The following is a 10400-nucleotide window of genomic DNA, read 5'->3' as shown; positions in this document are numbered from 1 at the left end:
CGCCCGCCCGCCTGGCTCATCGCCGTCCTCCTCCTCGGCGGCTACCTCCTCGCCGACAGCGTCCTCGCCCCCGCCATCGACACCGCCCTCACCAAGTAGCGAAGGGAGAACCGCCATGCTCCGCCCGAAGATCCCGACCATGCCCACCCCGACCGGACTCGTCTCCCCGCCCACCGTCATCGAGCCGACCACCGTGGTCCAGCACCACCCGGCGCCCGCCCCGGCTCGGGCCGCCCAGGTCCCCTCCCGGCCCACCGTCCAGCTCACCCCGGGAGCCGTCCTCGCCCTCGTCGGCGGCGGCACGGCCGTGGTCCTGGTCGTCGGTGCAGTCCTGGTCTCGATGCTCCTGGCCGTCGCCGTCACCGGCGCGTCCGTCGCTGTCTGCGCCGTGGTGATCCGCTCGCTCATCTCCTCGCAGCACCGCCGCTGAGCGGTCCCAGGGGCGACGCACAAGCCGCCAAGCACGCCGCCGCTCCTGGGACCGGGTTCCGCCAAGCCAACCGCCATCGCCAAGGGACAAAGACATGGACCTGCACATAGCCGCGAGCATCGTGCCGTTACTCGGCTGGGCCGTGCACGGCGGCATCCTCACCCGCCGCCTCGTCTCCGCCCGCCGTGACCCGCTCACCGGCCTCCCGACCCGTGCCGGATGGACCGCCCGCGCCGAACACTGCATCCGCCGGCACCCGACCGCCGCCGTCCTCCTGGTCGACCTCGACCACTTCAAGACCCTCAACGACACCCACGGCCACGCCGCCGGGGACGCCGCCCTCGTGGAGATCGCCGCCCGGCTGCGGGCCTGGTGCGGACGCAACGGCACCGCCGGCCGTCTGGGCGGGGACGAGTTCGTCGCCGTGATCCGGGACCTGGCCGCCGTCGACCTCGACGCACTGACCGCCGCACTTCACCAGCCGCTGCCCTACGCCGGGACGTTGCTCCCGCTGGCCGCTTCGGTCGGCGTCTGCCCCGTCGCAGAGCTGGCGGTTCCGCTCCTCACGGACGCGCTCGCCGCCGCCGACGCGGCCATGTACGCGACCAAGGGCCGTACCCGCCGGGGCTCCCGCACCACTCGCTGAAAGGCCACCGGGTGGCGCACAAGCCGCCAAGCACGCCGCCACCCGGGGCCGTTCCTTCCAACCGCGATCGAAAGGAACCACCATCATGGCCCACCGCACCCCGCCCCCGCCGAGGATCTGCCCGGCCTGCGACGGCTTCGCCTCCGTCGCCGTCACCTTCGGCGGCCGCGACCACCGGGGCCACCTGCGCACTGTCACCGCCCACTGCCCGGCCTGCCAGGGCACTGGCACCGTCGCCGCCCGCCGCTTCCCGGAGGGCGCCCGTGCCTGAGCAGCTGCTCGACCGTGCCACCCTCGACGACCTGCTGAGGGTGGCTTCGGCCTCTGACTACCACCGGTGGGAGGACCAGATCCGCCGCACGGGCGGCTGCGCCGACCCCATCCACCTGACCGGCTGGGTCCTGCACAAGGACAAGACGACCGGTGAGGCCCTGCACCACTACTCCACCGAGGGCGAACCCGGCGGACGGCTCCGCCTCGCCTGCGGCAACCGCCGCGCCACCCGCTGCCCGTCCTGCGCCTGGACCTACGCGGGCGACACCTACCACCTCATCCGCGCCGGTCTCGCCGGGGACGACCGCCGAGACATCCCCGCCACCGTCCGCGACCATCCCCGCGTCTTCGCCACCCTCACCGCCCCCTCGTTCGGCCGAGTGCACAACCAGCCCGACCGGGGCGTCTGCCGCTGCGGCACCCGCCACAGCGCCGACGACCCCGCACTCGGCACGGCCCTCGACCCGAAGACGTACGACTACGCGGGCGCGGTGCTGTTCAACAACCACGCCGGACAGCTCTGGCAGCGCTTCACCAACCGGCTCCGCCGGGAAGTCGCCGCCCGCGCCGGCCTCACACAGCGGGAGCTGAAGGAATGCGCCCGGCTGTCGTACGGCAAGGTTGCCGAGTTCCAGAAGCGCGGCGCTATCCACTTCCACGCTGTGATCCGCCTCGACGGCCCCGACGGGCCGGGAACCCCGCCTCCGACCTGGGCAACGGTCGACCTTCTCGCCGACGCCATCCGGGCTGCCGTCGCCCACTCCTACACTTCGGTCTCGGTACCCGCCGCCGGGGACCAGCCCGCCCGTACCCTTCCGCTGGGGCACCCAGCTCGACGTCCGCCCGGTCAAGGCCTTCGGTGACGGCACCGACATCACCGAACAGGCCGTCGCCGCCTACGTCGCCAAGTACGCCACCAAAGCCGCCGAGACCACTGGTGCGACCGACACTCCAGTCCACTGCCGCCGGTGCCGTGGCACGGGCCGCTCCCGCCGGTACGACCGTGCCGACTCCGCACTCAGCGCCTGCGTCACCTGCCATGGCATCGGCTGAGCGAAGACCTCACCCGGCTGGACATACCAGAGCACGCCCGCCGCCTCATGGCCGCCTGCGCCCAGCTCCAAGCGCTCTACCCCGACCGCCAACTCGCCCGCTGGGCCCACATGCTCGGCTTCCGCGGCCACTTCTCCTCCAAGTCCCGCCGCTACTCCACCACCCTCGGCGCCCTACGCCAGGCCCGCGCCGACTACCGCGCCGCCCAGGAACGCGAAGCCCTCGACCTGGACGACGCCGAGCCGGACACCGTCCTGGTCCTGGCGGACTGGCAGTACGCCGGCCACGGCCACACCCCCGGCGAGTCCGTCCTCGCCGCCACCATCGCCCGTGACCTTCAACTCAACCGTGAGACCGCCCGCGAAGCCCTGCTCAGCGAAGGGAGCACACCATGACCACCGCCGCCGGAGCGCGCACCATGCTCACCCTCGCCGAGGTATGCGAAGAGCTGAGCATCTCGCGGTCGACCTTCTACGACTGGCGGGCCAAGCGCCGTGCGCCGCGCTGTATCAAGCTCCCGAACGGCGATCTCCGGATACGGCGGAGCGACCTCGACCACTGGCTCGACGACCGCGAGGACGCCGCCTGATGGAGACGACGTACGACGTCAAGATCTACAAGATCCTCACCTACAAGGGCGCCCGGAAGACCACGTACACCGTGCGCTGGACGGTCGCGGGCAAGCGCTGGCGTGAGCCCTTCAACACCGTCGCGCTCGCCGAGGGCTTCCGCTCGGAACTCATCCGGGCCACGGGAAAGGGCGAGGCCTTCGTCGTCGCTACGGGGCTCCCGGTCTCCCATCGCTCCAAGTCGGCTGCCATGAGCTGGTACAGGTTCGCCGTCGAGTACGTGGATGCCCGTTGGCCTCAACTCGGCGGCAACAGCCGTAAGAACATCGCGAAGACTTTGACCGCGACCACCATCGCCCTGCTGCGGGCCAAGCCCACCCAGTTCGCCCCTGCGGGCGTACGCACCGCACTGCGTGAGTGGGCGTTCAACACGAACCGCCGACGGGACGCTCCGCGAGACGTGGTGGCCATCCTCAAGTGGGTCGAGCGGAACTCCCTTCCCGTCTCGGCCTGGGAGGACCCCGAGAAGGTCGACCAGGTCCTGCAAGCCATCGACACCCGCCTCGACGGCAAGCAGGCGGCGGCCTGGTCCCGTAAGCGCAACCGCCGGATCCTCAACGTCGCCATGAAGTACGCGATCCGGCGGCGCATCCTGCGGTCCAACCCCCTTCCCAAGGGGAAGGATTCGATGGCGGCCACGAAGACCACGAATGCCGTCGACAAGCGGTCTTTGCTGAACCCCGAGCAGGCGGCGGCGATCCTCGACTGGATCCGGCGCCGGCCGCGCGGCGGCAAGCGGCTCCATGCCTTCTTCGCCACGCTGTACTACTGCGGCCCTCGGCCTGAGGAAGCCGTCGCCATGCGGGTGGAGGACGTGACCCTGCCCGAGCCCGACGCCGACGACCAGTGGTGTGAGCTGCTGATCCACACAGCGACGCCGGAGATCGGGAAGCAGTGGACCGACACGGGGGAGATCCACGAGCAACGCGACTTGAAGGGCCGGGCGGAGGGCGAGACGCGTACCGTGCCGGGGCATCCGGCCCTCACGCGCATCCTGCGGCAGCACATCGCCGACGAACAGCTCCAGCCGGGTGATCTGCTCTTCCAGGGTGAGTCCGGCGGCATCCTCGCCGGCTCCGTCATCCGCCGGGCGTGGCGCAGCGCGCGTAGGGCCGTACTGCCCCCGCACGTCTTCGAGTCGCCCACCGGACGGCGGGTGTACGACAACCGGAACACGCGCCTGACGAAGTGGCTCAACGACGGCATCCCACCTGCTCAGGTAGCGGAGTGGGCCGGGAACAGCGTCGCCGTGCTGCTGGCGACGTACGCCCGGTGCATCGACGGGCAGCTGCCGGACCTGAAGCGGCGGCTGGAAGCCGCGGGTGACCTTCCGGAGGCGGAGGTGCCGGGCGCTGGCTGATCTTCCACCGGTCGAGAACTTCGACACGTATTCGACACGGCCACCCGCGAAAACCCGGTGACAGCCGGACGGCCCCGGACCCGACCCTTGATCATCAAGAGGGCGTCCGGGGCTTCGTCGTACCCACGGACATCCGCTCTGACCAGCAAAAAGCCCTCCCCAGAGGGAGGGCGGAGACAAGCGCCCCCGGCAGGACTCGAACCTGCGGCCAAGCGCTTAGAAGGCGCCTGCTCTATCCACTGAGCTACGGGGGCCGGTGGGGTGGCCTCGTGTGTGGTGCCCTGGTGGGGGCTGACCCGTGACGTTGCCGGGGACAAGGATAGGGCTCCCGGTTCCTTGACCCTGTCGCTTCCCCTCCGTGGCTCGATGTGGAGGTTCGGTGAAGCGGTCCTGATAATCGCAGGCAGGTACGAATCGTGCACGACTTTTGGCGTCCGACGCCCCCGGGTGTTGTGCACTCGTTATGCCTGGCCTGTGCCCTTGTCCTGGTCGTCCCTTCCATCCGTTCTGTCCTGTCGGCGCGCAGACATGTCTATATGCTTCAGAATTCCCCTAAAATTGGGCATTCTTCGCATGTGGTGACCTTGGACGTACGGCCTCAGCTGCTCGACACACTTTCCGCTCTGCGCGACCGTGTCGCCGCCGCACGCTTTCCGCTGCCCCTCGCGGGGGCGCCACGCGCGCGTGCCAACCGCGACGAACTCCTCGCGCAGCTCGACGACTATCTCGTCCCCCGCCTACGGGAGCCCGAGGCGCCGCTGCTGGCCGTCGTCGGCGGCTCCACCGGCGCGGGCAAGTCGACGCTCGTGAACTCCCTCGTCGGTCGGCGGGTGAGCGAGGCCGGCGTGCTGCGGCCGACCACACGGACACCGGTCCTGGTCTGCCATCCGGAGGATCATCACTGGTTCAGTGGCATGCGCGTACTCCCCCAGCTCACCCGCGTGTGGGTGCCCCACCAGGACCCCGCCGACGAGTTCCTGCTCGCCGAGGAGGACCCCGGGCGCGTGCTGCGTGTCGAGACCGCCGACAGCCTCCCGCGCGGGCTCGCCCTCCTCGACGCCCCCGACGTCGACTCCCTGCTCGCCGACAACCGCGTCCTCGCCGCGGAACTGATCTGCGCCGCCGACGTCTGGATCATGGTCACCACGGCCGCCCGCTACGCCGACGCCGTCCCCTGGCACCTGCTGCGCACCGCCAAGGAGTACGACGCGACCCTCGTCACCGTCCTGGACCGGGTACCCCACCAGGTCGTCTCCGAGGTCTCCCGGCAGTACGGCGCCCTGCTCACCAAGGCCGGGCTCGGCGACGTACCCCGCTTCACCGTGCCCGAGCTCCCCGAGTCCGCCTGGGGCGCCGGCCTGCTGCCCGCCACCGCCGTCGCGCCCCTGAAGAGCTGGCTCGTCCACCACGCCCAGGACCCCGCCGCCCGGCAGCAGGTCATGGCCCGCACCGCCCACGGCCTCCTCGACTCGCTCAGATCCCGCATGCCCGAGCTGGCCGGCGCCGCAGCCGCCCAGTACGCGGCGGCCACCCGGCTCACCTCCGCCGTGGAGACCGCCTACGACAAGGAGCACGCGCGCGTGCGGGCCCGCCTCCAGTCCGGCGCCGTACTCGCCGGGGACGCCCTCAAGCGCTGGCGCGCCTTCCCGCTGGACTGCACCGCCGGGGAACTCCTGGACGCCCTGGTGGAGAGCCTGGCCGCCCTCCTGCTGTGCGCCGTCACCGCCGCGGACGAGCGCGTCGACGACGCCTGGCGGCGCGAGCCCGCCGCCGAAGCCCCGGAACTCGCCGCCCGCGAGACCTCCCTGGAGAGCGCCGAGCACCGCATCGGGCTCGCGGCCCGGCGCTGGCGGCGCGAGCTGGAGGAGTACGCCGAGGACGAGGTACGGGTCCTGGAGCGCACCGGCGCGCCCGACCCCGAGGTCGTCGCCGCCCTCGTCGCCACCGCGGTACTGGGCGGGCGCCGGGCCCGTACCGCGGGAGAAGGGCTCGCCGAGCGGCTCGGAGCCCACGGCGTGCTGCGGCTGCGCGACCGGGCCGGACGGCTGCTCAGCGAGCACGTGGACCGGGTCGTGCACGCCGAACGCGAGCGGCGCCTCGCCCCCCTCGACGCCCTGGACGTCCGTCCCGAGCCCCAGGCCGAACTCATCGCCGCGCTGTCGGTACTGCAGAAGGAGAGGTGACCGGTGACCGCCGTCACTGACCACGACCACATGGATCACACCGAGCACAGGCGCATCGACCACGGCAGCGAGCACGGCGGCAACACCGGTGACAGTGGCGAGCGCCGTGACAGCAGGAGCGTCGAGCAAGCGCGGTCGAGCCGCTTGAAAGGGGAGCGCGGCGAGGACGAGCGGGGCGACGACGAGACCGGCCGCTTCACCGCTCCCTCCCAGGACGCGAACCCCTCGAAGGAGAAGGGGGACGAGGGGGACGGGAGCGGGGACGCGGGCGGCGGCACGGGGGCGGACACCGCCGGCGGGCGTCCCGTGCGCGTGAGGGACGGGAGTGATCGCAGCGATCGGAGCGACCAGAGGGACAACAACAGGCACTTCAGGGGTGGCATGACCGGTCCCGACGCCGAACGCGACCACCCCGCGCGCGGCCACGGCGCCGATCATCCCGCGCGTGGCCACAGCGCCGACCACCCCGCGCGTGGCCACAGCGTCGATCACTCCGTACGCGGGCACAGCGCCGATCACCCCGCGCGCGGGCACAGCGCCGAGGAGAGCGGTGCCGTCTCCGTCCCCCGGCCGCACACCTACTCACCGACGAAACCCCGCCCCGCGGCCGACGACACCCCCTCCACGGCCGGCCACCCCGCCGGCTCGCCCACAGCTCCCTCGAAGGGTGGGAACGCCACCGGTTCCGAAGCCACTTCCTCGAAGACCGGCCACCGCACCGACCCCGACGCCACACCTCCCAAGTCCACCGCGGGAGCCCATGCCGCGTCCTCCAGGTCGGCCGACGGAGCCCATTCCGCGCCCCCCGTGCGTCCCGCCGGTTGCGACGCGTCGCCTTCCGAACCCGGCACCGGAGCCGCGCCTCCCAAGTCCGGCACGGATGCCGATTCCGACACCTCCGCGGAGGCCTGGGACGACGGTCTGATCGCGCGTCGAGTCACCGAGGCCAACGCCGCCGCCCTCGCCGCCGAGCGCGCCACCGCCGCCGAGCCGGCGCACCGCGGGCCCGGCAGTCACGCCCCGGCCCCACTGGCGTACGACGGCCCGCTGCGCTCCCGCCTGGACGCCCTGCGTGAACTCGTCGGGCTCTCCCGCACCCGCCTGGACAGCCGTACCCTCGCCGAGGCCGGCCGCGTCCTGGACGAGGCCGCCGCGCGCCGCAAGCTCTCCGGCCGGCACACCGTCGTCGCCCTCGCCGGCGCCACCGGCAGCGGCAAGTCCCAGCTGTTCAACGCGCTCGCCGGCGTCCCCATCTCGGAGACCGGCGTACGACGGCCGACCACGGCCGCGCCCATCGCGTGCAGCTGGAGCGACGGCGCCGCCGGCCTCATCGACCGGTTGGGCATCCCGGGCCGGCTGCGCCGCCGCCCGCTGCACGGTCCGGACGGCGAGGGGCAGTTGCGCGGGCTGGTCCTGGTCGACCTGCCCGACCACGACTCCGCCGCCGTACAGCACCGCGAGCAGGTCGACCGGATCCTGAAGCTGGTCGACGCGGTGATCTGGGTGGTCGACCCGGAGAAGTACGCCGACGCCGTCCTGCACGAGCGCTATCTGCGGCCTATGGCCGGTCACGCGGAGGTCATGTTCGTCGTCCTCAACCAGGTGGACCGGCTTCCCGGGGACGCCGCGCACCAGGTCCTGGACGATCTGCGGCGGCTGCTGGACGAGGACGGCATCGCGCTCGGCGAGTACGGCGAAACGGGCGCCACCGTGCTCGCCCTGTCCGCGCTCACCGGCGAGGGGGTCGACGATCTGCGCGAGGCGCTCGGCCAGTTCGTGGCGGAGCGCGGCGCGGCGGCCCGGCGGGTGTCGGCCGACGTGGACGCCGCCGCAGCCGAGCTGCGGCCCGTCTACGCCACCGGACGGCGGATCGGCCTCAGCGAGGAGGCGCGTGAGGAGTTCGCCGCGCGGCTCGCGGACGCGGTGGGCGCCACCGCGGCGGGCGAGGCCGCCGAACGCGCCTGGCTGCGCAACGCCAACCGGGCCTGCGGCACGCCCTGGCTGCGGCTGTGGCGCTGGTACCAGGGCCGGGGCGACTCCACGACCGGCCGCCACCAGGTGCGCACCCAGGCCGACGAGGAGGCCACGGCACGGCAGCGTGTCGAACAGGCGGTCCGTACGGTGTCCGACCGGGCGTCGGCCGGGCTGCCGGTGCCCTGGGCGCAGGCGGTGCGTGAGGCCGCCGTACGCGGCTCCCAGGGGCTGCCCGAGGCGCTGGACGAGCTGGCGGCACGGGCCGGGCTGCCGACGGGCCGCCCGCCGCGGCCGGGCTGGTGGCCGGTGGCCGTGCTGGTGCAGGCGGCGATGACCCTGTTGCAGATCGCGGGCGGCGCGTGGCTGGCCGGGCAGATCGCCGGGTTGATGGCGCCCAACCTGGGGGTTCCGGTGCTGCTGATGGTGTGCGGGATCATCGGCGGCCCGCTGGTGGAGTGGGCCTGCCGGATGGCGGCTCGCGGTCCCGCACGGCGCTACGGCCAGGAGGCCGAACGGCGCCTGCGGGAGGCGGCGGCGAGCTGCGGCCGGGCCCGGGTGCTCGATCCGGTGGCGTCGGAACTGCTGCGGTACCGGGAGGTGCGGGAACAGTACGGCCGGGTCGTGCGGAGCGGGGCCGCTGTGGGCTGAGGGGGCGTGCGGGCAGGTGGGTGCGTGAAGGGCCGCCGGGGGGTGCCCTATGCCTTGGTCCTTTGGTCAAGGGAAACGGAGGTGCGTTGGGTCGGGGAGCCGGGCAGCATGGCGGGGTGGCTGATTTGCTGTGGGATGACGTGAGTTCCTTCTTCGACCCGGACTTGATGGGGTCGTTGCCGGACGTGCGCGTCCCGGATGCCTCGGTGCAGGACTGGCAGGCGGTCCTCGATCTTGTCGGGGAGAAGGGCTGGAAGTGCCAGTACTCCGAGGGAGAGACAGTGCTTCCGGTTCCTCGGGCGGAGGTGGTGCTGGGCCGCCCGGCGGACGCCGAGTGCCCGAACCTGCGGGTCTGGCCGACTGCCGATGTGCTGGCGATCTTCCGGTTCTATGCCGACGACGAAGTCGACTTCGACGTCGACCTGCGGGAGCTGCAGGGCCAGGACCGGCTTGATGTGTTCTGCGGCTTCCTGCGAGAGATCGGAAGGCGGCTGAACAAGCCCGTGCTGATGGCCCCGGAAGGCCACTATGGCCATCCGGTGCTCGGCTTTGATGTCGAGGCCGATCGAGTCGTTCTCCTCGCAGACCTGTAGGTCAGGTGGCTGAGGCAGACGGCTGCGGTTCTAAAAGGGATCGTCGCGGAGCATGGTGAAGAGGACGCCGGCCCTGCGTCTGGCGAGGCAGAGCAGGGCTTGGGTGTGGTGCTTGCCCTGGGCGATTTCTTGTCGTAGCAGGAGCGGGAGGGTCGGTCGCCGAGGGCGGCGAACGCGCAGCGGAAGAAAGCCCGTTTGAGCTGCTTGTTTCCTCTCCTGAAGGGCTGTTCGCCGCGGATCGACGACCCGTCAACAGGAGGGGGAAGTCATGCCGGATCCGAAGGCCGGAGGCTCCGTTGCTGAGCCGTGAAAACGGTGACGGGGGAGCCGGGGGAGCCGGGGGAAGCCGCGGGGAGGGGTGCGGGGCTGGGATGCGTCCTCGCCCGAACGGGTGGCCGAGTTTTCCACAGGCGGGGGGCCTTCCACAGCGCTCAGCGGGCTCGGCCCGACGGAGGCAGTCTGAGGTCACGGCGATCGCACGGCGGGTCCGGCCGGAGAGGCGGCGGGCGGTGCGGGCGGTCGCGGGCTGGTGGGGGGGGGGGGGGGGGGGGGGGAGGAGGGGGGGGAGGGGGGGAGGGGGGGGGGGAGGGGGGGAGGGGGGAGGGGGAGTG

8 protein-coding genes, 1 tRNA gene and 2 pseudogenes are annotated in these 10400 nt (G+C 72.4%); 9 read left to right on the top strand and 2 right to left on the bottom strand.

The window, feature by feature from the left end:
• Positions 1 to 115 precede the first annotated feature (115 nt).
• The 6 genes and pseudogenes from ACZ4VF_RS12935 to ACZ4VF_RS12910 all read left to right on the top strand — a co-directional run bounded on the left by ACZ4VF_RS12935 (position 116) and on the right by ACZ4VF_RS12910 (position 4391).
• Entirely contained in the window at positions 116 to 430 is a 315-nt protein-coding gene (locus tag ACZ4VF_RS12935; protein ID WP_392818310.1) for a SpdD-like protein, read from the top strand.
• A 94-nt stretch (positions 431 to 524) separates the two neighbouring features.
• Positions 525 to 1076 carry a GGDEF domain-containing protein gene (locus tag ACZ4VF_RS12930; protein WP_467925562.1) on the top strand — a complete coding sequence of 184 codons (552 nt, stop codon included), beginning with the start codon at positions 525 to 527 and terminating at the stop codon, positions 1074 to 1076.
• Positions 1077 to 1161: 85 nt separating this feature from the next.
• The gene (locus ACZ4VF_RS12925) at positions 1162 to 1347 is read left to right on the top strand and encodes a hypothetical protein (RefSeq protein WP_467925560.1); all 186 of its coding nucleotides are present in this window, start codon (positions 1162 to 1164) and stop codon (positions 1345 to 1347) included.
• A pseudogene (locus tag ACZ4VF_RS12920) lies at positions 1340 to 2797 on the top strand (replication initiator). Before ACZ4VF_RS12925 ends, ACZ4VF_RS12920 begins: the two are co-directional and overlap by 8 nt.
• Positions 2794 to 2991: a helix-turn-helix transcriptional regulator gene (locus ACZ4VF_RS12915; protein ID WP_467925559.1), complete on the top strand. Its 198-nt coding sequence runs from the start codon at positions 2794 to 2796 to the stop codon at positions 2989 to 2991. Before ACZ4VF_RS12920 ends, ACZ4VF_RS12915 begins: the two are co-directional and overlap by 4 nt.
• Positions 2991 to 4391 carry a tyrosine-type recombinase/integrase gene (locus tag ACZ4VF_RS12910; protein ID WP_467925557.1) on the top strand — a complete coding sequence of 467 codons (1401 nt, stop codon included), beginning with the start codon at positions 2991 to 2993 and terminating at the stop codon, positions 4389 to 4391. The genes ACZ4VF_RS12915 and ACZ4VF_RS12910 overlap by 1 nt, the downstream gene beginning before the upstream one ends.
• A gap of 181 nt (positions 4392 to 4572) precedes the next feature.
• Here the strand turns inward: ACZ4VF_RS12910 and ACZ4VF_RS12905 are convergent.
• Positions 4573 to 4645: transfer RNA gene (locus tag ACZ4VF_RS12905), tRNA-Arg, on the bottom strand.
• A 321-nt stretch (positions 4646 to 4966) separates the two neighbouring features.
• On the opposite strand from ACZ4VF_RS12905, the gene ACZ4VF_RS12900 reads away from it, so the two are divergent.
• From ACZ4VF_RS12900 to ACZ4VF_RS12890, 3 genes are all read left to right on the top strand, one after another.
• Positions 4967 to 6574, top strand: coding sequence for a dynamin family protein (locus tag ACZ4VF_RS12900; RefSeq protein ID WP_467925555.1), 1608 nt, complete (start codon positions 4967 to 4969; stop codon positions 6572 to 6574).
• Between the two features lie 3 nt (positions 6575 to 6577).
• Positions 6578 to 9196: a YfjP family GTPase gene (locus tag ACZ4VF_RS12895; RefSeq protein ID WP_467925554.1), complete on the top strand. Its 2619-nt coding sequence runs from the start codon at positions 6578 to 6580 to the stop codon at positions 9194 to 9196.
• Between the two features lie 116 nt (positions 9197 to 9312).
• Positions 9313 to 9789 carry a hypothetical protein gene (locus ACZ4VF_RS12890; protein WP_467925552.1) on the top strand — a complete coding sequence of 159 codons (477 nt, stop codon included), beginning with the start codon at positions 9313 to 9315 and terminating at the stop codon, positions 9787 to 9789.
• Between the two features lies 1 nt (position 9790).
• On the opposite strand, the pseudogene ACZ4VF_RS12885 reads toward ACZ4VF_RS12890, so the two are convergent.
• A pseudogene (locus ACZ4VF_RS12885) lies at positions 9791 to 10037 on the bottom strand (IS110 family transposase); the annotation flags it as partial.
• Between the last annotated feature and the right edge of the window lie 363 nt (positions 10038 to 10400).

It is taken from the genome of Streptomyces sp. NPDC029151 (assembly GCF_055564315.1).
This window is presented reverse-complemented; position numbering and strand designations above follow the sequence as displayed.

Coding starts and splice junctions, on each gene's coding strand:
- ACZ4VF_RS12910 (WP_467925557.1), top strand. CDS start 2,991: ATGGAGACGACGTACGACGTCAAGATCTACAAGATCCTCACCTACAAG.
- ACZ4VF_RS12930 (WP_467925562.1), top strand. CDS start 525: ATGGACCTGCACATAGCCGCGAGCATCGTGCCGTTACTCGGCTGGGCC.
- ACZ4VF_RS12925 (WP_467925560.1), top strand. CDS start 1,162: ATGGCCCACCGCACCCCGCCCCCGCCGAGGATCTGCCCGGCCTGCGAC.
- ACZ4VF_RS12935 (WP_392818310.1), top strand. CDS start 116: ATGCTCCGCCCGAAGATCCCGACCATGCCCACCCCGACCGGACTCGTC.
- ACZ4VF_RS12915 (WP_467925559.1), top strand. CDS start 2,794: ATGACCACCGCCGCCGGAGCGCGCACCATGCTCACCCTCGCCGAGGTA.